Raw genomic sequence first — 19,847 nt, 5'->3', positions numbered from 1 at the left:
GGCCGACGACGGGTCGAACCGACCGCTCGCTATCGACACCCTCTTTCGCTCGCCGCGGCCATATCGGGTATGACCGAATACTTCGAAGTTCACGAGCGCGATGGGGCCGCGCGCGTGGGCGAACTCCGCCTCTCCTCGCCCCGAACGACGCCAGCACTCGTCGACGACGTCCTCGAGGACGCGGGGTCGCTCTGGAGCGCGGACCGCGATCTCCCCGACGGCGACGAGTCCCGGCTTACCGTGTTGCCCCACCGGGCGTTCCCCGGCGGCACCCCCGAGGAGGTCCAGGAATCGTTCGCCGTCGACGCCCCCGACGTCGACTACCCAAGCGTCGCGGTCGTCTCGAGCGAGGACGTCGAGTCGCAGGGAACGGACGCCTACGCGCTGTCGGACGTCCAGTCGGTGATGGGCCACGGGGCGGCGCTGGTCGAAGCGGTCGTCGACGTCCGCGAGGCGATCCCGGCCGACACCGCCCTGCTGTTCTCCGGCGTCGCGACGCCCCGGAACGTGGCCCTACTCGCCTACGCCGGCGTCGACCTGTTCGACGCGACCGCGGCGGTCGTGAAAGGCACCGAGGGACGCTATCTGACGACCGACGAAGCCTACTTCCTCGAGGACCTCGATGAACTCCCCTGCTCGTGTCCCGCCTGTCAGGGGCCGCGCGAGGAGTTCACTCGCGAGGATTGTGCCGACCACAACCGACACGCCCTCGAATCCGAACTGGCGATCGTCCGTCGGCGGATCCGCGACGGGCGCCTGCGGGACTACCTCGAGGGGCAGGCCCGCCACGACCAGTGGCTCACCGCGGCCATGCGCGAACTCGACGACCAGTGGGGCTACCTCGAGGAACGGACGCCGATCCTCCGGGACGCACGGATCGACGCCGCGACCGGCGACACCCTCCGCCGGGTCGAGATCCAGCGCTTTGCCGACCGAGTGACCACGCGCTATCGCAACCGGTTCGACAACCCGCTGGTGCTGGTGCCCTGTTCGGCCGCCAAGCCCTACAGCGAGTCACAGAGCCACCGCCAGTTCCACGACGCCATCCAGTGGCGCGGCCACCTGGTCTCGATGACCTCGCCGATCGGCGTCGTACCCCAGGAACTCGAGACGACCTACCCGGCCCAGCACTACGACACCGTCGTGACCGGCCGCTGGACAGAAGACGAGAAGGAGTTCGTCAGCGAGGTGCTACAGCGGTACCTCGAGCGCAACGAGTACCCAAAGATCGTCGCCCACGTCCCCGACGAGGGTTACCGCGACATCGTCGAACGCGTCGAGGAACGGCTCGACCTCGATATTACCTATACGGTCGCCGACCACCCGACCGACGACGAGTCGCTCGCGAACCTCTCGGAGGCGCTGTCGGGCGAGTTGAAGTACTCCAAGCGCGAGCGCGAACACAACACCGTCCGCGCGCTCGCCGACTACCTGCTCGGCGACGGGGCCGGCGACGACCTCTTCGCGGACATCCAAACGACGAGCCGCTACCCCAAAATTCAGGTGCGCGACGACGAGGACACCCAGCTCGCGACGATGGTCCCCCAGTACGGCACCCTCTCCTTTACGCTCGAGGGAGCGAAGCGGTGGCTCGAGAGCGCGGCACCGACCAAACGCGTCGAGATCGACGGCTTCGTCCCCCACGGGAGCGTCCTCGCGCCGGGAGTCGTCGACGCCGACGACGACATTCGCGTCGGCGACGAGGTGATCGTCGAGGGACCCCAGGCCTTCGCCGTCGGCCGTGCCGAGATGTTCGGCCGTGAGATGGCCGAGAGTACGCGCGGGATCGCCTGCGAGATCCGCCACGTCGAAGAGAAGTAATCACGTCGCGTCGGAATCACAGTCACGGCCCTCCGAGCCGTCCACCCGGCAGGACGGGCACTGACGGCCGTTTACGAATCGGTTGACGGATCGACCACACGCCGGACACTCCCAGAGACTCGCGTCGAACGCCCCCATCACTGTGTCTCCCTGATTCCGACGACTCCCATAGGCGTTTCCCTCCCTCTCGCCCCGGGAAAACGACGGACGGTGACGCCGCTACCGGCCCGGACACTCCTTGAGTAGATGTTCGCGATAGACGGCCGCGGGCACCGATTCCCCACAGAGGTCACACTCGCGATCGTCACGGTCGTCGGTCACGCTTCGAGGTGGCACCCGAACGACAATGTCTGTTTCGCCGGACCGATTCCGACAGCGGCTCGAGCGGCCCCGAAACCCGTTCGGACCGGTCCGAAGCCGGGACAGACCGTCAAACCGTGAACTCGTTTTATCTCCAGACGCGACGTAGAAAAATGCGGTGAACGAGATGAACAGTATCACAGCACCCACTGGACACGGCGAGGGCATCGACCTCGAGAACGACTGGCGGCGGCTCGCGATCGCGGGCGGAATCGTCGGGCTACTCGGACTGCTTGCGATGGCCGCGCCGGTCGTGACCGGGATCTCGGTCACGCTCGCGCTGGGACTGCTCCTGATCGCGGGCGGGATCGTCCACGCGGGCCACGCGTTCGCGGTGCGGGGCTGGCGCGGCTCGGCCTGGCAGACTGCGCTGGCAGTCGTTTCGATCGTCGCCGGAGCGGCGGTACTCGCGGCTCCGGCCATCGCGCTCGTTACCCTGACGATCGCGCTCGTAGCGTACCTGGCCGTCGAGGGAATCACGGAACTCGTGGCGGCGATGCGGCTGCCTGCCTCCCGCGGCCGGACCTCGATCGCCGTCAGCGGCGTCGCCGCGCTCGTCCTCGCCGGCCTCCTCTGGGCCGGCTTCCCGGCGACCGCGGCGTGGGCGATCGGCCTGCTCGTCGGCGCGAACCTCCTCGTGACCGGGCTCGCGATGGTGGCCGTCGCCGCGACCGCTCGACGCCCGCTCGAGGACGCGACGCCGTCCGCGACCGGACCGCGCGGGGCGTAATCCCGGTCGGACCCCGGGACGGCCCGGCTCCGGCGGTCGCCGCGAAAGTCGCTGCATACTTGCTCGCCCGACGACAGCCGCGATCGGCGTGGCACTCGTTTCAGTGGCGACGACGGCGACCGACGGAACGTCTGAGCCGCAACTACTTTATTGTTTTAGGCAAGCCTAAATAATATGGACGGCGATCCACGCGGGGATCGCGGGCCGACGCGGCAGTCCGTCGCGTCACCCGAGACCCGCCCCGACGCTGCTCGTGAGGCCCGCCAGCGACTCGGCCGTAATCGGTCCGCACGGCATGGATGACGGACGCATCCCAGTACCTGCTCGTGTGCTATCTGGGCGCACAGGAGACCGGGGAGCCGGTGTCGCCGGGCTACGTCGCGGACGAACTCGAGCGGTCGCCATCGGTCACGACGGAGACGCTCCAGCGTCTCGAGCGGCGGGGCTATCTGCGCTACGAACCGTACGAGGGAGCGACGCTAACCGAACAGGGACGCGAGGCGGCCGCCGACCTCCACGAGCGCTACGTCGTCCTGTCGACGTTCTTCCGAGAAGTCCTCGACCTCGCGGAGCCCGACCGCGAGGCGATGACACTGGCGGGCAGCGTCAGTCCGCTCGTGACCGAACGCGTCGCCGAAACGCTGCTCGAGGCCGAAGACGTCGAAGCGATCGACGTGACGGTCTGAGACGGCGATCGAGAAATAACAAGAGCCGGGTCGAGAGAGCGGTTCGAGCCGCGGCGGGGGATCGCCCCGCACGAGCGGCCGTCAGTTCGTCGCCGACTCGAGGACCAGCGTGTCGTCCTCGAGGTAGTGTTCGATATGGTGGGTGTGTTCCTCGATGGGCACGAGCTGTTCGCGGAGGAGTTCGGCGGTCGCGTGATCGCCGAGGTTCTCGGCGAGTTCGATGTGCTGGCGCGTACTCTCGATGATGTCACCCATCATCTCGAGGTCGTTGGCAAGCGACGTCCGGATGTCGTAGACGTCCTCGTCTTCGGGTTCGACGGTCGCCTTCTCGGCCAGCGTCGTCATGTTCGCGTGTGGAACGCCGCCAAGCGCCTGCAGTCGCTCGGCGATCTCGTCGGCGGCGTCCTCGACGTCCTCGTAGACCTCCTGCAGGAACACGTGAATGTCGAGGAACTCCGCGCCCTCGACGTTCCAGTGGTGCTTGTGGAGCTGGTGATAGAGGACGTACGCGTCCGCCAGATCGCGGTTGAGCGCCTCGACGATCTGCTCGGCCTTCTCGGGCTCGAGCCTGAGCGAATTCTCCTCGACGGTACCGGCTTCCTGTTGGACGGTCTGCTGCGTGTTCATCACAGTAGTCTATAGGGCACCCACACTCATATAACTTATCTTATATTTTTTCGTGTGGCCTAAAAATCGGGCGGCGGGCACACGGTGGTTCAGGGGCCGAGAACGGAACTGCTAGAGACCGGCTGGCACCGAGATAGCATTCGGTCGTGCTACTCGCCGAATACCGACTCGAAGAACTTCCGCTCGGACGTCCGCAGATGCTGGTTGAAGGTCGCGGGCGCGATACCGAGGCGTTCGGCGATCTCCTCGCCCGTACTGCCCCGCGGCCAGTCGAAGTAGCCCGCGAAGTAGGCCGTCTCGAGGGCCGCCCGCTGTTTGTCGGTCAGTTCGTCTTCGAGGACCGACGACGGGCCGGCGTCGCTGCGGTCGCTCCGCTCGGTCGTCCGCTGGGCGAGGTAGGTCGCGTCGGCGCGCTGGTCCTGAATGAGTTCGATCATCCGGCGCGTGTCCCGGCCCCGCGGCAGTTCGACGACGAACCGGAACTCGCCGTCGGCGATCGTTGCCGACGCGACGCGGCCGCCGTGGGTCGCGATCGTCTCGAACAGCGACACCGCCGCCGGAGCGACGAGTTCGAACTCGAGTTCGTCGCGCCTGACCGAGAGGAACCGAACGTTGCCGACCCCGTCGGTGTCGTCGATGCTGTCTTCGAACGCTTCCTGCGAGACGCCGCGTGCCGTGCCGTAGGCCAACAGCGCCTCGTCGCCGCCGACTAGCTGTTCGAACTCGATCGTACACGACTCCGCCGCCGAGAGTTCGACCAGTTCCTCCGCCATGTCCTCGACGCGGAACTCGAGTTCGACGACGGCGTCGCTGACGAGGGCGTCCTTGCGTTCGATCGCCGTGATCGCGTGGGCGATGACGTCGCCGGTCCGGGCGAGGACCTCGGTCTCGGCCCCCATGAACGCCCGCGGCGACGACGAGTAGACGTTCAACACGCCGTAGACGAGATCTTCGTGGACGATCGGGACCGCGGCCGACGACCGGTAACCGCGGGAGCGTGCGGCCTCCCGCCACGGTCCGAACCCTGGATCCGCCTGCGCGTCGTTCATGACCTGCACCTCGCCGGTCCGGACGGCCGTTCCGGCCGGCCCCCGTCCGGTCTCGTCGTCCTCGGTGACGGAGACGTCGATCTCGTCGAGGTAACCGTCCTCGACGCCGGCGGCTGCCTTCGGGACGATGCGGTCGCTGCCCGGGTTGACACCGCCGATCCACGCGAACCGGTAGGCGTCCTCCGCGGCGAGCCGGTCACAGACCTGCTGTTCGAGTTCCGTGCGCGTCTCGGTCGTGATCACCGCGTGACTGATGTCGTGGCCGATCCGGTTGAGGCGGTTCAGCGCCTCGAGTTGCTCGCGTTGCTGGCGGCGCTTTCGTTCCTGATGGGCACGCTCGATCGCGTGGTGGATCGTCCGCACCAGCAGTTCGCTGGTCACCTCGTCCTTGACGAGGAAGTCCTGTGCGCCCCGCTGGATCGCCTTGACCCCGACCTGCTGGTCGCGAACCCCCGTCAGTACGACGATCGGCGTCTCGCCGGTCTCCTCGTGGACCGTCTCGAGGGTCGTGAGCCCCTCGCTGTCGGGGAGGTTCAGATCGAGCAGGACGATGTCGGTCGGTTCGGTTTCGGCGGTCGCGAGCCCGTCCTCGAGGCGGGTTTCGCGGACGATTTCCGGTGCCCCACCGGCCGCATCGCCGGGGCTGACCCGCTGGGCCAGTTCCTCGGTATCCCGGAGCATCTCCTGGATCAGCCTGGCGTCGCCGGGGTTGTCCTCGATCAGGAGGACCCGAAGGGCGTCGGCCGCGTCGCCCGCCGCTCTGGTGTCGGTCTCGCTCATTTGGGATCGACCTCCGGTGGCAGCCGAACGACCGAGAACCAGAACTTCTCGAAGGCCCGAACGGTCTCGATGAACTCGTCCGGATCGACCGGCTTCGTGAGGTAGGCGTTCGCGTGGAGTTCGTAGGACCGGGCGATGTCCTCTTCCGCCCGAGAACTGGTCAGCACGATCACCGGGATCGATTGCAGTTTCGGATCGGCCTTGAGGTCCTCGAGGACGTCCTCGCCGTCCTTGCCGGGGAGGTTGAGATCCAGCAGGATCAGGTCCGGACGGGGGGCATCGGCGTACTCGCCGTGCTTGGAAAGGAACTCCAACGCCTCGGTCCCGTCGGAGACGACGTACAGGTCGTTCTCGATGCGACCCTGTTTGAACGCCTCCTTGGTCAGGCGAACGTCGCCGGGATTGTCCTCGACGAGCAGGATTCGGGCCGGCTCGGGCTGGGTGTGTGCTGTCTCAGTCATCGCTCAAGTCGTGGTTCGGTGTGGTGGGTAACGCGACGGAGACCGCTGCTCCCCCGCCCGTCTCCGAGTCGACGGTGATCGCGCCATCGTGGCGCTCGGCGATGCGCCGACAGGGCGCGAGCCCCCGCCGGTGCCGACGTACTCCTCGCGGCCGTGGAGCCGATCGAACACCCGGAAGAGACGATCCGTCTCCCTCGGATCGATTCCGATCCCCGATCGCAGACTGAAACCTTCCATCTCGGACCATCGTACTCGGCGAATACGGATATACGTGGGGTTCGTTCGCCCGAATAGGTAATCGCGGAATCCGGCAGGTTCTGGAACAGCTTCCGAAGCTGGTCGGGGTCGCCATCGACACGAAGACGTGGGACCGGTCTCGATCCCGGCGTCGGTCTCCTCGGTCCGCACCTCGAGGTCGGCCGACTCGAGCGCCCGCTGGCCGAGTGTCGCGACGGCCACCCGATACCGCAATCGAGCGGCGAGCGCGTCCGACGAGGGATCGACAGCAGCCATACTACCGTTCGAAAGACCCGCGAGAAGGGTAAACCTAGCGCCGGACCCTCTCGAGAGAGACTCTCCGTCCGTATTACCCATCATGGGAGTGACCGAACGGTCGGCGAGGATCGGCCGTCGCTTACGGTGGCACTCGAGTGCCCCACCAGCCAGTTATAATAACAACTGAAACGAGTCACACACCGATCGCACAGCCGTCGTGCGATCGGGTGTGCATTGACTGTCAGTGGCTACTATCGGTCCCGGTCGGAGTCGAACCGCGGTCCCGTCAGGATCGACGACCTCGAACCCGTCCCCACGATCAGTGATCGAAACGTCGGCCTCGAGGAGTCGCTCCCGGACTGCCTCGAGGGCCCCCTCACCGGGGACGAGCAGTTCGAACCACGCCAGTCCCCGCCCGCCGGCCGGCTCCGACCGGCGGTTCCACGTATTCGTCCCGACGTGGTGGTGATAGTCCCCGGCAGCGAAAAACAGCGCGCCGGGCACGCCCGTCATCGTCACGTCGAAACCCAGCCGGTCGGCGTAGAACGACCGCGCCGCCTCGAGCGAGGACACCTCGAGATGGACGTGGCCGATCGTCGTTCCGTCGGGGACCAGTTGCGGCCCCGCGGGAGCCGGCCCGGCATCGCCGGCGGCCGCGAGGGCATCGAGGTCGAGCGGCGCGCCGTCGGCCCGGATGGTGCCGTCGTCGGCCCGCGGCCACGCCGCTCGGGGCCGGTCGCGGTAGATCTCGACTCCGTTGCCCGCGGGATCCGTACAGTACAGCGCCTCGCTGATGCCGTGATCGGAGGCCCCCTCGAGCGTCCAGCCATCCCGGAGTCGCTCGAGGGCGGCGGCAAGCGCTGCCCGCGAGGGGACCCGGAAGGCGGTGTGATAGAGACCGGCCGCCCGCTCGTCGCGCGACGCGACGGTCGAGTCCTCGCCGACGACCAGCAGTGCCGTCCCCTCGGTTCCGAGGGTCGTCGTTCGATCGGCCCGCTCTACCACACGGAGGCCGACGGTGTCGCGGTAGAAGTCGACGGTCGCAGTGCGGTCGGCGACCACCAGTGCGGCCCGGCCGAGCCGGGTGCCGTCCGGAAGCGTCGGGGATGGATCCGAAGACGCAGTCATACGTTTCCTACGGGCTCGAGGCCCCTAAGTGGCTCTTTCGGCCAAATGCCGACGACGGACGTCGATCGGCTCGTTGACACCACCATCGCCCGGGACCGGGCTCCGAACCGCGTTTCTGTATCGCCATATGTGATTTATACCTGGGGAGCAGGGGGGAGTACCGACCGAGCGTGAACGGACCGCGATCGCTCGAGCGAGCCGACCGGCGAACATACCGGACTCGTGCCGATAGCGACGCGTCCCAGCCCGGTCGCGGTCCGCGCGGGCTTCGATACTCAGGGACTGAGCGGACGGCCACCGGGGGACATCGTCGCCGCCCGCAAGTAGCGACGAGCCGAAACGGCCCCGGAAACGGCGTCCGCAGTCGACGGGGAAGGTTCGAACCGACGGCCGATCACCGTAGTCGACCACCCCGGGCACGACCCTGACGACGGCCGGCAACTCACCCGTTCGGCCGATCGCGGGCGACTCATCGACAGCGATCGGCGACGACCGGACTTCCCGTGGCCACCCGGCTCGCTCGAGTCCGATCGGAATCCGCTCTCGTCCGACGGTCGGGAACCGTCGTCACCGGCCTCAAACCCCTGGGTCACGACCCGAAAACCGGCCGCTCCGAACGGGCCGACACCGACTCGAGCCACCCGGTGGTATCGTGGAACTCGATCGCCGACGGACGACGAATTCGACTGCGGCGTTGCAGCAGACCGTCGCGGCACGGGATCCCCAGTCGTGACTGACGCCGTGCCGTCGGCCGGTATAATCGTGTGAGATGGAAACAAGGGCCGGGCGCTGGGGGAGGCGAACCGATCGTCGGCCCAGTTGCCGGTCGGAACGATCGGTCGAATCGAGTCGGGCATGTCGCTTGCTCCGGGGTCGGAACGGGAACGTCCGTTCGAACAGTATCTTATAAACCATATGCTGCTATAGCAATTCCAGTACTGGGCTGGACGGACATCGACTGCGTCGGAGCGGCCCTAATCGGAGATTGGCCGGACGGAACGGGGTGATCGACGGGCCGAAACGGAATCGAACTCGCGGTGTCGCCGCGAGCGGTCCCACGGGGCGGACGATACGGATCGCATACTAATGGCGGCGGTCGGCGCGGGCGTAGATATGATACCGGACCCGACGGGATCGTTCACGACCGACCTCCAGCGGCGCGTCTACGAGTACGTCGAGCGTAACGGAGCCGTCACTCGCGACGAGCTGGCCCGCACGATCACGGTCGACGACGGCCGGGCCACCTCCAAACCCGCGCGGTCGGGGACCTACACCGAGTCGGTGCCGCCGACGCCGGACGAACTCCGGACGTGTCTCGAGGCACTGCAGGCGGAGGGACATCTGACCGAGACCGACGGCAAGCTTCGGGTCGCGCTCGCGGCGACGACGACGGACCTCGACTGCGAGGACGGGCGCGTCACCATCCGGCCGGCACGCGGGCGGGACCGGGCGGGGATCATCGAGACGATGCGGACGGTCGCCGCCGACGGGCCGTACGTCGTCGCCGACCACGTCGCGACCGACCTCGAGCGCGATCGGGCGCTCGTACGGGCCAACGAGGACCGGGCGCGGGTCGTCTTCACCGCGATCCTCGAGCCGGCGTCCGATGACGAAGGCGAGTCGGAAGCGGATTCCGGCGGAAACGCGGACGCGTCGACGGACGGCGACGTCGTCGGCTGGCTCCACGTCGATGCACCCGAACGCCGGGCGCTCCGTCATACCGCCGAGGTGACCGTCGGCGTCGATCCCAACCACCGCCGGGAGGGGATCGGCACAGAACTGCTCGAATACGGCCTCGAGTGGGCGATCGACGCGGGCTACGAGAAGTGCTACCAGCACGTCCCCGCGACCAACGACGGGGCGATCGCCTTCCTCGAGGAGAACGGCTGGGAGCGGGAGGGAACCCACGAAGGGCAGTACTGTCTCGACGGCGAGTACGTCGACGAAGTCATGCTGGCGGTCTGGCCGTAGCACACCGGAGAGCGAGTCGATCGGACGCATCGGCCTCGACGAATACGCTGTTTGGCGGTAGCACTATACATAGCCACAGTGGACTCGGACGCATGGAACCGAATCAGTTCGCCGAACTCGGCGTATTGGGAGTACTCGCGGAGGTGCCCGCCGACACGGAAACCGTCCGCGAGCGGCTCCGGCACAACTTCAGTCGATACTGGACAGCAGGGTACGGGGCGCTCGAGCCGACCGTCGAGCGGCTCCGGGAGGCGGGTCACGTCACGGCGGTCACGTCGGTCACGGCGGCGGGCCACCGGGAAACCGAGTACGCGATCACGGACGACGGTCGCGAGCGACTTCGGACGCTGTTGAACGAGCCGATTCCCGACGACGAGATTCCGATGGGCGGCCCGCGACTCGTTCTGACAATCGGCTTTCTCCATCACCTCCCGACCGACGAACGGCGCGACCGGCTCGCTGCGTTGATCGATCGGTTCGAACGGGCCCGCAGCCGATGGCACGACGTCAAAGCGACTCACGAAGAGACGCTGGCGGAGCCGACCGGGTACCGGCGGGATCTGCAGGATCTCGCGATCCGGCTCATCGACACGTACCGTCTGTGGCTGACCGACCTGCGGGACGAATTGGAGGCCGAGCCACAGCGTCGGTCGTGACCCCATCCCGTCGGTACTCGCGGAGCGCCGGACGCCGACACCACCGCGAGGACGGAGGACCATCTTCTTGCCAGTCGATCCCATATCACGCCGCATGGAGGAAATTTCCCTTGGCGTACCGGAGCCGATCCTCGAGCGACTGCCGGACGACGACGAGAGCGCGGCGGCGGACATGCACAAGGCCGTCGCGGGCTGGGAGGACCAACTCAACCGCGTCCGCGAGGAGGCCGCGGACGACCGCGAGGCCGCCGGACGGATACTCGAGGCCATCGAACGGTTCGAGGAGCGCTACGAGACCTACGACGCGTTCGTCCCCGAACTCCGAGCGTGGGGCCAGTCGCCGATCTACGCGATCGCGTGGCGGACGCTGTACGCCGACGTGATCGCCCAGCTGTACGATCACGACGACCTCGCCGACCACCTCGACCGGGAACGAAACGCGCGACTTGTCGAGGACGGCATTCGGCTGCAGGACCTGTAGCGACAGCGATCCGTTTCGAACCGTCTTCCCCCAAGCGTTGAAACTTCAGGACGGCGTAGGAAACGGTATGGCATTCGCCGTCTCCCGCGCCGGAACGACGCATCTCACCCTCCATGGGGGATCCGATACCACCGCCTGCAACGAGGCCGAGGCCGACCTCGCCGAGACCCTCGAGGCGCTCGTTGCGGAGGGCCAGCTGACCGATTGGGAGATCGCCGACGCCGAGGTGTACGAACACCCGACCGCGCCGTTCGATCCCTACACGATCGCGCTCGCGGTCGAGGTGACGGTGACCGTCGACGCCGACGATGCCGACGCGGCGGCCGAGGCAGGAATGGCCGCGATCGAGGCGGCGCTCGCCGGGACCGACGCCGAGCCCAACGACGACGCGTCGTCGCCGACGGTCGAGCCGATCTGAGGACGGCCGCCGCGTCCCGGTACCGCGTTACCGGACGGACTTATGTCGCTGGACGGCGAGTACGTGGTATGGACATCGATCTCCGATTCTTCGCCACGTTCCGGGAAGCCGTCGGCGAGAAGGAGCGAACGCGAACCGTGGCGGACGACGCCACCGTCGGCGACGTCCTCGCGAGCCTCGAGGCCGAGTACGAGGGCCTCGAGGGGCAGCTACTCGCCGATGGCGAGGTTCGGCCGCAACTGAGCGTGTTGAAAAACGGCCGCAACGTGGTCCACATGGAGGGCGTCGACACGACGCTCGAAGCGGGCGACGTGGTGTCGGTGTTCCCGCCGGTCGCCGGCGGGTAGGGTGAAAATCGGACGGTGATCCGGGGCGTTTCCCCGACGCTTTTGTTGGTCGATCGAAACGATCAGCGTATGCTCGATGAAGCCGCCGAACTCGTCCTCGAGCTGGGAGTCGACTGGCTCATCGATCGCGACGGGACGCGATCACGGCTCGAGCAGGCGTCACTGTTTCTCGGTCTCGTCGCCGCCGTAACCGCGGCCGCGCTGGCGGTCCTCGTCGGGCCGCTGTACGGGCTCGCTGTGGGCGTCGTCGCGCTGGTATTGCTCCTCTATGGTGCGTGACTGACAGCCGTGGGAACCGCCGACACCGCGCTCCGCGAGCGCTTCCGAGAACGCTTTAGGCCTCGTGATACTCGAGTCGAACGTGACGGAAACCGACAGCAGTGACGCGGATCGCGGTGCCGCCGGCGAGACGCCACCGGACTCGATCGGCGGGAGCCGACCCGCCGAGGTCGAGGCCGAGTCGGTCACGTTCGATCGCGAGGGGATCCGCGCCGGCTTCCTGACCTGTCTCCCGATCGCCGTCGGCGTCGGCGGCTACGGGATCGCCTTCGGGATGCTCGCGCGCCAGGCGGGCCTGAGCGTCGCCGAGGCGGCACTGATGAGTGCGACGGTACTCGCCGGCGCGGCCCAGATCGTCGCCGTCGAGCTTTGGACCGAGCCGATCCCCATTGCGACCGTCCTCCTCGCGACGCTGGCGATCAACCTCCGGTACTCGCTGATGGGCGCGGCGCTTCGCCCGTGGCTCGAGCGACTCACCCCGCTTCGGAGCTACGGTAGCCTCCTACTGATGGCCGACGAGAACTGGGCACTGACGATGCGCGAACTCAAAGACGGAGGCAGCCGGGGCGCGTTCCTGCTGGGGACCGGGATCGTGATGTGGCTCTTCTGGGTCGCGGCGACGGTCGTCGGCGCGGCCGCCGGCGGCGTGATCGGCGACCCGGCCCGGTACGGCCTCGACTTCGTCCTCGCGGCGGTCTTCGTCGCGCTCGCGCTCGAACTCTGGGAGGGGCGGGCGACGCTGGTGCCGTGGCTCGTCGCGCTCGCAACCGCCGTCGTCGCCGACGCCCTACTGTCCGGCCAGTGGTACATCCTCCTGGGCGGGTTCGCGGCCGCCGCCGTCGAGGTGGTCCGCTATGATGAGTGAGGGACCGCTCGCGCTCGATCCGCTCGTCGTCGGCGTCGTCCTCGCGATGGCGATCGTGACCGCCCTCACGAAAATCGGCGGCTTCTGGCTGCTCTCCCGACTCGAGGTGAGCGATCGAGTCGAGGCCGGCCTCTCGGTCCTGCCGGGCGCGATCGTGATCGCGATCCTCGGGCCGGAGCTGGCGGCGGGCGGGCCCGCGGAGTGGGGCGCAGCCGGCGTCGTGGTGGCGATCATGTGGCGCACCGAGAACATCCTGGTGTCGCTGTGTGGCGGAATCGGCGCCGTCATCGCGTTCCGCGCACTCCTGTAACCCGTTACCGCTGAACGCGAATTTATCCGTCCGGCCGTCGAACCGGGAGTATGGTAACCAGTCTCGAACGGTCCTTTCGCGGCATCTCCGAGCGGCTCGTCGTCCGCTACCTGACGAACTTAGGCGGCGAGCAGGTCGCCGACGACACCGTCGAGGGCGAGGACTGGACGGCGACGTTCTCGTCGGAACGGGTCGGCGTCGGCCCGTCGCTGCAACTGACCGAGGTGACGATCGTCTTCGAGGGCGACGAGGAGACCCTCGAGCCGCTGGTCGAGCAGTTCGCACAGAAGGCGATGCGCGCGGGCGGATAGATGGCGGGCGAACCGATCGAAGGGCAGGTCCTCCTGCTGACGGCCGCGAAGGCGAGCGTCCCGGCGACCCGACTGCCGGATCTCATCGAGCGGGCGCAGGCGAGGGTGGGCCCCGACCGCGAGCGGTACCGCCGGGAGTTCGAGCGATGCTACGCCGACGACGATCTCGAGGCCTTCCTGGTCGGTTGGGGCCACTGGGAGGGGATCGGCGAGGAGATCGGACTAACCGATCGCGAACTGTCGGCCGTTCGTCGCGCACACGAGGAGCAACTCCTGCGGATCGGCCGACGAACCGACCGCGAGGCGGAGTTCGAGACGGCCCTCGAGATCCGCGAGCCGGTGGTCATCGCCACGCCGGAAGACGACGAGTAGCGGCGGTCAGCGTCCCCTCGAGGGCGTCGCGGTCGCGCCGCGGCCGCTCGCGGTCGATGGCAACTATAAAGATCGTGTTTCACCTTTGAAGAACCACCCAGACGATGGCTATCGACCAGGAAACCGAGATGACCGACGCGGAGATCGACGACTTCCTCAGTCGTCACGAGACGGGGGTGTTGTCGCTCGCGCGGACGGACGACCCGTACGCGATTCCGATCTCGTACGGCTACGACGACGACGCCCGGGAGTTCTACATGCGGATGGTATCGACGCCCGACAGCGAGAAGCGGCAGTTCCTCGAATCTACGCCCGCAGGGCGACTCGTCGTCTACGACGAAGCCGGTTCGACCTACCGGAGCGTCATCGCGACCGGCGAACTACAAAGCATCGAGCCCGCGGAGCTGACGCCGGACCAGATCGCCCAGTACGGCGACGCGAAGCGGCCGCTGTTCGAAATCTGGGCCGAAGGGAAGGACGCACTCGACATCGAACTCTACCGCCTCGTGCCCGCAACGCTGGCGGGACGGCGAACCGAAGTCGATCGAGAGGAGTAAGAGCGGGCGATCGGGCCAGTGCCGACTCGGAGCGAGTCTAGTTCGTCTGCTGTTCTGCGACGAAGTCCGCCGACGAGACCGACGCCCCACAGACCGGACAGCCGTGTGTGAGCGTGGCCTCGCGCATCGATTCGTTGACCTCGATCTCCTGCCCGCACTCGGGGCACGTGAACTCGTATCTACTCATGTCGGGGGAAACTCGCGTGAACCGTCGGTTGTCTACCGTATAGCTGTACGTCCAGTATATATAGGGTTGCGGTTCGGTGCCACCGGCCTGTAGGTCCCGTTACGTTCATACGGTTCGAGTCAGCAGCCGCCGTCCTCGTCCCGTTGTCCCGACCGACGACCGACGCGTCGTCGGTCACTCATGGTCGAGGATCGCATCGAGGAGTTTCGTCTGGGCCGCCGCGAGGTGTTCGGTAAACGTCGTACTGGTAATCCCGAGTTCCGTGGCGACCTCGCCGGCGTTGGCCCGCTTTGGGTGTTCGAAGTAGCCCATCCGGTGAGCCGTCTCCAACACCTCGGTCTGGCGGTCGGTCAGCGTACTCCGGTCGACGAAGACGAGGTGTCGCTCGTCGTGGTCCTGCTGGGACTGGAGCAGTCGCTGGACGTCGAGCCCCGAATACCGCTCGCGCAGGTCGCCGATGACCGCCTGCAGGACGTGCATGTCCGGGGTGTGGAACGTGAGATACAACGCGCTGCCGTGTGCCCGGACGTCGACGACCGGACAGTCGTGGCCCTCGATACACTCGCAGGGACAGCCCTGGCCCAGCTCGCGCTCGAACCGGTAGACCTCGCTCGAGCCGTAGGAGAAGATCGACTCGATCTCGGCGTCGACGTCGAACTCCTCGGGGTAGTCGTCGGCCTCGAGCATGAACTCCTCGGTCACGCGCTCTGGCGCGGACGGGCTGGTGCTTTTGGAAACCGAGTGGACCCGCCCACTGGTCGCCGCGGCGGCCTGCGCGACGACGCAGTCCGGCGGGTCGTCGATCTTTATCTCCGCGCGAATCCCCGAAGCCATCGCCCGGTATTCGGGGGGCCGGCCCCCTAAACCCTGTGTCCGCGCTGTGACCCCGCCGACCGTATCCGACCCGATATAAAGGGCCCTGTATTTATTGGGACTCGTTTGGAGGGGGCTCGGTGGATACGATGAGGTGTAACAGATGTCCGCTACGAACTCCGACGCCCGGAAGCGAGGCTGGCACCGCGACGAACCCGTCGACACGCAGGCCGTATTGGCCGCCCTCGACGACGACGCCTGTCGAGCCATCCTCGAGGCGACGACCGAGGAGGCACTGACCGCGACGGAGCTCTCCGACCGCTGTGACATCCCGATGTCGACCGCCTACCGAAAGGTCGAACTGCTGACCGACGCCGACCTGGTCGAGGAGCAGGTCCGGATCAACACCACCGGCAAGCACGCGACCGAGTACGCCAAGAACTTCGACGACGTCCGCGTCTCCGTCGGCGACGACGGGTTCGAGATCGAACTGACCAAGCCCGATGCCGACCCGGACGCCCAGTCGAGCTACGGGTCGACGCCAGCGGTCGCCGATGACTGAGCCGGACGTCCGTACCGCGCTCGCCGTCTCACCCGCAGCCGTAGTGGATCTCGCTCGAGTCGACACCGTTCGTCGATAGATTCCTTCTCGTCGCATCGCTGCCGTCGTCTACTGCTCGGATCGGACGACAGCGGTCGGTAGGGCGACCGACAACCTTCCGGACACGCCGTCTCGAGCGCGAAAACGATCCGACGGTCCCGCTCAGTCGTCGCTCGAGACCGCCGCACCGCCCTCGCCGCTGACGCCGGTGCCGGGGCCGAGGTCGATGCCGAGTTCGTCGAGTTTCTCGTCGGGGACGACCCCGTCGACCCAGCCGCGGTGGTCGTAGTACTCTTCTTTCATCTCCTCGAGTTCGCAGTACTCGCCCTCGCTTGCACCCTGCCCGCGGATGCCGTCCTCGAGGAAGCGCGCGGGTAGGGAGTCGTCGGAGCCGTCGAAGCCGTTGAGGTTGTTGTAGTAGCGCTCTAAGTTGTAGATGCGCTCGCCGGCCTCGAGCAGTTCCTCCTCGCCGACGTCGCGGCCGGTCATCCCGTTGTACTGCAGGACGTACTCCTCGATGCCCTCCGCGAAGGCGTTGAACTTGCAGATGTCGAAGGAGTCACTGATGGCGTGGAGGTCCTGGAACTGGGCAGTGAGTTCGCCCTTGCCCTCGTACTCGTAGGGGTCGACCTTCTCGGGGATCCCGAGGATTTCGGCTGCGGGGGTGTACCCGCGCAGATGGCAGGCCCCGCGGTTCGAGGTGGCGTAGCCGATGCCCATCCCCTTCATGCAGCGCGGGTCGTAGGCCGCGATGGTCTGGCCTTTGACCGCCAGCGAGTTGTCGTGGGCGTCTTTCGCCTCGGCGACGCGGCGCGGTCCCTCCGCGAGCAGGTCGCCGAAGTCGTCCTCGCGGTGGGCGATGCGCTCGATCATGTCGATCATCGTCTCGGTGTCGCCCCACTCGAGTTCGCCGACGCCCTCGAGTTTGCCCTCCTCGGTCATCTCCATGGCCATCGCCATCATGTTGCCCGCGTCGATGGTGTCGATGCCCATGTCGTTACAGCGCTCGAGCATGAGCGCGATCTTGTCGCGGTCGGTGTGGCCGGAGTTCGGGCCGAGCGCGTAGGCCGACTCGTACTCGTAGGACTCGGTGCGGACGTTCATCTCCTCGCCCTTGTGCATCGTCGTCACCTCGACTTCCTTCTTGCAGGCGACGGGACAGGAGTGACACGTCGGCTCGTCGACGAGGATGTTCTCGCGGACGTTCTCGCCGGAGACCCGTTCGGCGTCGATGTCGACGCCTTCGGCCTCGCGCATGCTCTTGGTCGAGGTGTATTTCCCGTTTTTGGTCGGGAGGCCGTCCATCTCCTCGCCGATGTTCATCAGGACGTTGGTGCCGTACATCGAGAGGCCGCCCTCGTTGGGCGCGGTGACCTCCGATTCCTGGATGGCCTGCATGGCCTGTTGGTGGCCCTCCTTGAACGTCTCCGGGTCGGCCGGCTTCGGCATCTTCGTCGAGGACTTGACGACGACTGCCTTGAGGTTCTTCGACCCCATGACACAGCCGGTGCCGCCGCGGCCGGAGGCCCGGTCGTCCTCGTTCATAATGGAGGCGTACTTGACGCCGTTCTCGCCGCCGGGGCCGATCCCCATGATCGAGAGGTTCTTGCCGTAGGACCCCTCGACTTCCTCCTCGATGGCATCGCGCGTGTCGTGGAAGCCCTCGCCCCAGAGGTGGGAGGCGTCGCGCAGTTCGACTTCGCCGTCCTCGACGAAGGCGTAGACCGGTTCGTCGGCCTCACCTTCGAAACACAGGCCGTCGAAGCCGGACCACTTGAGCCGAGCGCCGGACCAGCCGCCGTGGTGGCTGTCGGTAACTGTACCGGTCAGCGGCGATTTGGTACAGATAGCGATCCGGCCGCTCATCGTTACCTGCGTGCCCGATAGCGGCCCGTTCATGAAGGCCAGCAGGTTGTCGGGTCCGAGCGGATCGACGTCCGGACCCTGGTCGAAGACGTACTTTACCCCAAGCCCCCGCGCACCGATATACTGCTTTGCATCTTCGTCGTCGATCGACTCGTATGCGACTTCCCCGTCCGAGAGATCGATGCGGGCGACCCTGTCTTGAAATCCGCCGAGTTCAGTCATGGTAACCGTTCCGTGTTAGCTACGACGCCCAGCACGTTAGTTGTTGACAGTCAAACGTAACCGGGTTCGGTTATCCGATCTCCGACACCGATCGCGAGCCGCCAACTCGCGAGCGGGGGCCGATTCGAAGGCGGACTCTCTCGAGACGGAACGGGGACTCCGACACCGTAACCGATACCGGACGGTCGGCCTCGAGCGGGGGTCAGTCGCCCGTCCCGTGGCCAGCGTCCGGGGTCGTCGGGAGCGAGGTCCCGGCGATCCGGGTCCGGCGAGCGCGGCGGAACACCGCGTCCGGACAGAGGCCGAACGCGAGGTTCCGTACTCGACAGCCGATCCTCGAGCGGATCGTCGCGATCGTGCCGAGGCGATGTGACTCGGAGCGAACCCGCTCGGCTCTCGGCATCCGCTCGGCGACGTACGCGTCGATGGCCGCGGACGGCTCCTCGCGGGCGGCAAGCGAGTGGGCCAGGGCGAGTGCATCCTCGATCGCCTGTGCCGCCCCCTGCCCGGCGAACGGATACATCCCGTGTGCCGCGTCGCCGGCGAGGACGACCGAGCCGTGAGACCACCGCTCGAGCGGCGGAACGTCTTCCAGGGCGGTGACGACGACATCGTCCGACTCGAGCGAGTTGACAACGGACGGCATCGGCTCAGGATAATCGGCGAGCCGGTTCCGAAGCGGCGACAGTTGGTCTCGAGTCGTCGCCGCGGACTCGGCCTGTCGTCCGGCCACAGTCGCGAACCAGTAGAACCGGTCGTCGCCGATCGGCGCGCCGCCCGCGTACGTGCCGTCGCCCCACACCTCGAACCCCAGCGCACGGTGTGCCGGCGGCAGTTCGATCTCGGCGACCGCCCGGTAGACGACGCTGTCGAGCGTCCGCAATTCGACGTCGGGCACGACCGCGTCGCGGACGGTCGAATGGATGCCGTCCGCGCCGACGACCACGTCCGGCCGAACGCGGGTGCCGTCGTCGAACCGAACGGTCGGCGTTTCCCCCGCGTCGACCGCTGTGCATGCCGTCCCGGTTTCGACCGTGCCGTCGAGTTCGTCGAGCAGGATCCGCTGTAGGTCGGCGCGGTAGATCGCGACCGCTCCGTACCCGAACGCGGACCGTTCGACGCCGTTCAGGTCGAACCGCGACAGGACCCGCCCGGCGGGCGAGCGGATCCGGACGTCCTCGAGCGGCTTCCCGGCCGCTCGGACCCGATCGACGATGCCGAGTCGGTCGAAGACGAGAAGCGCGTTCGCCTGCAGGAGGATGCCGGCACCGACGGGTCGGTAATCGGATGCCGCCTCGTAGACGGTCGGTTCGATGCCGCGTTGCTCGAGTGCGATCGCCGTCGTCAGGCCACAGATACCGCCGCCGACGACGGCGACGTCGAGTGTCGCTTGCATCCGGGTCATATCCAGTCTTCGAGCGCCACAGCGAAGCGCGAACTGCAGCGTATGCATT

General features: G+C 67.1%; 23 protein-coding genes. 15 read left to right on the top strand and 8 right to left on the bottom strand.

Going from position 1 to position 19,847, the window contains the following annotated elements; translation table 11 throughout:
- Positions 1-69 precede the first annotated feature (69 nt).
- The 3 genes from arcS (at position 70) to ACSBP4_RS09640 (ending at position 3,597) form a co-directional block, all read left to right on the top strand.
- Complete coding sequence (gene arcS, locus ACSBP4_RS09650; protein WP_435552084.1) at positions 70-1,821, top strand: archaeosine synthase subunit alpha; 1,752 nt, start codon at positions 70-72, stop codon at positions 1,819-1,821.
- Between the two features lie 487 nt (positions 1,822-2,308).
- Positions 2,309-2,911 carry an HdeD family acid-resistance protein gene (locus ACSBP4_RS09645; RefSeq protein WP_435552083.1) on the top strand — a complete coding sequence of 201 codons (603 nt, stop codon included), beginning with the start codon at positions 2,309-2,311 and terminating at the stop codon, positions 2,909-2,911.
- Positions 2,912-3,210: 299 nt separating this feature from the next.
- Positions 3,211-3,597, top strand: coding sequence for a metal-dependent transcriptional regulator (locus ACSBP4_RS09640; protein ID WP_435552082.1), 387 nt, complete (start codon positions 3,211-3,213; stop codon positions 3,595-3,597).
- 81 nt (positions 3,598-3,678) lie between these two features.
- Here the strand turns inward: ACSBP4_RS09640 and dpsA are convergent, their stop codons facing one another.
- From dpsA to ACSBP4_RS09620, 4 genes are all read right to left on the bottom strand, one after another.
- Positions 3,679-4,224, bottom strand: coding sequence for a DNA starvation/stationary phase protection protein DpsA (gene dpsA / locus ACSBP4_RS09635; RefSeq protein ID WP_435552081.1), 546 nt, complete (start codon positions 4,222-4,224; stop codon positions 3,679-3,681).
- 149 nt (positions 4,225-4,373) lie between these two features.
- Positions 4,374-6,053, bottom strand: a complete 1,680-nt coding sequence (locus ACSBP4_RS09630) for a bacterio-opsin activator domain-containing protein (RefSeq protein WP_435552080.1) — start codon at positions 6,051-6,053, stop codon at positions 4,374-4,376.
- A complete protein-coding gene (locus ACSBP4_RS09625) occupies positions 6,050-6,514 on the bottom strand; it encodes a response regulator (RefSeq protein WP_006650194.1) in 465 nt (154 codons plus the stop codon). The genes ACSBP4_RS09630 and ACSBP4_RS09625 overlap by 4 nt, the downstream gene beginning before the upstream one ends.
- 666 nt (positions 6,515-7,180) lie before the next feature.
- Complete coding sequence (locus tag ACSBP4_RS09620) at positions 7,181-8,137, bottom strand: VOC family protein (protein ID WP_435552079.1); 957 nt, start codon at positions 8,135-8,137, stop codon at positions 7,181-7,183.
- Positions 8,138-9,250: 1,113 nt separating this feature from the next.
- On the opposite strand from ACSBP4_RS09620, the gene ACSBP4_RS09615 reads away from it, so the two are divergent.
- From ACSBP4_RS09615 to ACSBP4_RS09565, 11 genes are all read left to right on the top strand, one after another.
- Positions 9,251-10,108 carry a GNAT family N-acetyltransferase gene (locus tag ACSBP4_RS09615; RefSeq protein WP_049964954.1) on the top strand — a complete coding sequence of 286 codons (858 nt, stop codon included), beginning with the start codon at positions 9,251-9,253 and terminating at the stop codon, positions 10,106-10,108.
- 92 nt (positions 10,109-10,200) lie between these two features.
- Positions 10,201-10,764, top strand: a complete 564-nt coding sequence (locus ACSBP4_RS09610) for a PadR family transcriptional regulator (protein WP_435552078.1) — start codon at positions 10,201-10,203, stop codon at positions 10,762-10,764.
- A 94-nt stretch (positions 10,765-10,858) separates the two neighbouring features.
- Positions 10,859-11,245, top strand: a complete 387-nt coding sequence (locus ACSBP4_RS09605) for a hypothetical protein (RefSeq protein WP_006650190.1) — start codon at positions 10,859-10,861, stop codon at positions 11,243-11,245.
- A 67-nt stretch (positions 11,246-11,312) separates the two neighbouring features.
- Positions 11,313-11,663: a hypothetical protein gene (locus tag ACSBP4_RS09600; protein ID WP_435552077.1), complete on the top strand. Its 351-nt coding sequence runs from the start codon at positions 11,313-11,315 to the stop codon at positions 11,661-11,663.
- Between the two features lie 68 nt (positions 11,664-11,731).
- Positions 11,732-12,010 carry a ubiquitin-like small modifier protein 1 gene (locus ACSBP4_RS09595; protein ID WP_006181359.1) on the top strand — a complete coding sequence of 93 codons (279 nt, stop codon included), beginning with the start codon at positions 11,732-11,734 and terminating at the stop codon, positions 12,008-12,010.
- Positions 12,011-12,079: 69 nt separating this feature from the next.
- Positions 12,080-12,289 (top strand): hypothetical protein, encoded by a 210-nt coding sequence (locus tag ACSBP4_RS09590; protein ID WP_006650188.1) that lies wholly within the window; start codon positions 12,080-12,082, stop codon positions 12,287-12,289.
- A gap of 82 nt (positions 12,290-12,371) precedes the next feature.
- Positions 12,372-13,154, top strand: a complete 783-nt coding sequence (locus tag ACSBP4_RS09585) for an AzlC family ABC transporter permease (protein ID WP_049964955.1) — start codon at positions 12,372-12,374, stop codon at positions 13,152-13,154.
- Positions 13,144-13,464, top strand: a complete 321-nt coding sequence (locus ACSBP4_RS09580) for an AzlD family protein (RefSeq protein ID WP_006181362.1) — start codon at positions 13,144-13,146, stop codon at positions 13,462-13,464. The genes ACSBP4_RS09585 and ACSBP4_RS09580 overlap by 11 nt, the downstream gene beginning before the upstream one ends.
- 50 nt (positions 13,465-13,514) lie before the next feature.
- On the top strand, positions 13,515-13,775 hold the full coding sequence (locus ACSBP4_RS09575; RefSeq protein WP_006650185.1) for a hypothetical protein: 261 nt from the start codon (positions 13,515-13,517) through the stop codon (positions 13,773-13,775).
- A complete protein-coding gene (locus ACSBP4_RS09570) occupies positions 13,776-14,147 on the top strand; it encodes a hypothetical protein (RefSeq protein WP_373631338.1) in 372 nt (123 codons plus the stop codon).
- 104 nt (positions 14,148-14,251) lie between these two features.
- Positions 14,252-14,704 (top strand): pyridoxamine 5'-phosphate oxidase family protein, encoded by a 453-nt coding sequence (locus tag ACSBP4_RS09565; RefSeq protein WP_006181365.1) that lies wholly within the window; start codon positions 14,252-14,254, stop codon positions 14,702-14,704.
- Positions 14,705-14,741: 37 nt separating this feature from the next.
- Here ACSBP4_RS09565 and ACSBP4_RS09560 read toward each other — a convergent pair whose 3' ends face one another.
- Positions 14,742-14,891 carry a DUF7560 family zinc ribbon protein gene (locus ACSBP4_RS09560; protein ID WP_006181366.1) on the bottom strand — a complete coding sequence of 50 codons (150 nt, stop codon included), beginning with the start codon at positions 14,889-14,891 and terminating at the stop codon, positions 14,742-14,744.
- Positions 14,892-15,065: 174 nt separating this feature from the next.
- Complete coding sequence (locus ACSBP4_RS09555; protein WP_006650183.1) at positions 15,066-15,725, bottom strand: helix-turn-helix domain-containing protein; 660 nt, start codon at positions 15,723-15,725, stop codon at positions 15,066-15,068.
- 142 nt (positions 15,726-15,867) lie between these two features.
- On the opposite strand from ACSBP4_RS09555, the gene ACSBP4_RS09550 reads away from it, so the two are divergent.
- Positions 15,868-16,266, top strand: a complete 399-nt coding sequence (locus ACSBP4_RS09550; RefSeq protein WP_435552076.1) for a helix-turn-helix domain-containing protein — start codon at positions 15,868-15,870, stop codon at positions 16,264-16,266.
- A gap of 201 nt (positions 16,267-16,467) precedes the next feature.
- On the opposite strand, the gene ACSBP4_RS09545 is transcribed toward ACSBP4_RS09550, so the two are convergent.
- Together ACSBP4_RS09545 and ACSBP4_RS09540 are read right to left on the bottom strand one after the other, a co-directional pair.
- Positions 16,468-18,393 (bottom strand): aldehyde ferredoxin oxidoreductase family protein, encoded by a 1,926-nt coding sequence (locus tag ACSBP4_RS09545; RefSeq protein WP_373631339.1) that lies wholly within the window; start codon positions 18,391-18,393, stop codon positions 16,468-16,470.
- Positions 18,394-18,595: 202 nt separating this feature from the next.
- Positions 18,596-19,789, bottom strand: a complete 1,194-nt coding sequence (locus ACSBP4_RS09540) for an FAD-dependent monooxygenase (RefSeq protein ID WP_435552075.1) — start codon at positions 19,787-19,789, stop codon at positions 18,596-18,598.
- Between the last annotated feature and the right edge of the window lie 58 nt (positions 19,790-19,847).

It is taken from the genome of Natrinema sp. CGMCC1.2065 (assembly GCF_051225675.1).
Taxonomy (GTDB): Archaea; Halobacteriota; Halobacteria; order Halobacteriales; family Natrialbaceae; genus Natrinema; species Natrinema thermotolerans.
Note: the sequence above shows the minus strand (reverse complement) of the source record. Positions and strands in the feature narration are given on the sequence as shown.

Coding starts and splice junctions, on each gene's coding strand:
- arcS (WP_435552084.1), top strand. CDS start 70: ATGACCGAATACTTCGAAGTTCACGAGCGCGATGGGGCCGCGCGCGTG.
- ACSBP4_RS09645 (WP_435552083.1), top strand. CDS start 2,309: ATGAACAGTATCACAGCACCCACTGGACACGGCGAGGGCATCGACCTC.
- ACSBP4_RS09640 (WP_435552082.1), top strand. CDS start 3,211: ATGACGGACGCATCCCAGTACCTGCTCGTGTGCTATCTGGGCGCACAG.
- dpsA (WP_435552081.1), bottom strand. CDS start 4,224: ATGAACACGCAGCAGACCGTCCAACAGGAAGCCGGTACCGTCGAGGAG.
- ACSBP4_RS09630 (WP_435552080.1), bottom strand. CDS start 6,053: ATGAGCGAGACCGACACCAGAGCGGCGGGCGACGCGGCCGACGCCCTT.
- ACSBP4_RS09625 (WP_006650194.1), bottom strand. CDS start 6,514: ATGACTGAGACAGCACACACCCAGCCCGAGCCGGCCCGAATCCTGCTC.
- ACSBP4_RS09620 (WP_435552079.1), bottom strand. CDS start 8,137: ATGACTGCGTCTTCGGATCCATCCCCGACGCTTCCGGACGGCACCCGG.
- ACSBP4_RS09615 (WP_049964954.1), top strand. CDS start 9,251: ATGATACCGGACCCGACGGGATCGTTCACGACCGACCTCCAGCGGCGC.
- ACSBP4_RS09610 (WP_435552078.1), top strand. CDS start 10,201: ATGGAACCGAATCAGTTCGCCGAACTCGGCGTATTGGGAGTACTCGCG.
- ACSBP4_RS09605 (WP_006650190.1), top strand. CDS start 10,859: ATGGAGGAAATTTCCCTTGGCGTACCGGAGCCGATCCTCGAGCGACTG.
- ACSBP4_RS09600 (WP_435552077.1), top strand. CDS start 11,313: ATGGCATTCGCCGTCTCCCGCGCCGGAACGACGCATCTCACCCTCCAT.
- ACSBP4_RS09595 (WP_006181359.1), top strand. CDS start 11,732: ATGGACATCGATCTCCGATTCTTCGCCACGTTCCGGGAAGCCGTCGGC.
- ACSBP4_RS09590 (WP_006650188.1), top strand. CDS start 12,080: ATGCTCGATGAAGCCGCCGAACTCGTCCTCGAGCTGGGAGTCGACTGG.
- ACSBP4_RS09580 (WP_006181362.1), top strand. CDS start 13,144: ATGATGAGTGAGGGACCGCTCGCGCTCGATCCGCTCGTCGTCGGCGTC.
- ACSBP4_RS09575 (WP_006650185.1), top strand. CDS start 13,515: ATGGTAACCAGTCTCGAACGGTCCTTTCGCGGCATCTCCGAGCGGCTC.
- ACSBP4_RS09570 (WP_373631338.1), top strand. CDS start 13,776: ATGGCGGGCGAACCGATCGAAGGGCAGGTCCTCCTGCTGACGGCCGCG.
- ACSBP4_RS09565 (WP_006181365.1), top strand. CDS start 14,252: ATGGCTATCGACCAGGAAACCGAGATGACCGACGCGGAGATCGACGAC.
- ACSBP4_RS09560 (WP_006181366.1), bottom strand. CDS start 14,891: ATGAGTAGATACGAGTTCACGTGCCCCGAGTGCGGGCAGGAGATCGAG.
- ACSBP4_RS09555 (WP_006650183.1), bottom strand. CDS start 15,725: ATGGCTTCGGGGATTCGCGCGGAGATAAAGATCGACGACCCGCCGGAC.
- ACSBP4_RS09550 (WP_435552076.1), top strand. CDS start 15,868: ATGTCCGCTACGAACTCCGACGCCCGGAAGCGAGGCTGGCACCGCGAC.
- ACSBP4_RS09545 (WP_373631339.1), bottom strand. CDS start 18,393: ATGACTGAACTCGGCGGATTTCAAGACAGGGTCGCCCGCATCGATCTC.
- ACSBP4_RS09540 (WP_435552075.1), bottom strand. CDS start 19,789: ATGCAAGCGACACTCGACGTCGCCGTCGTCGGCGGCGGTATCTGTGGC.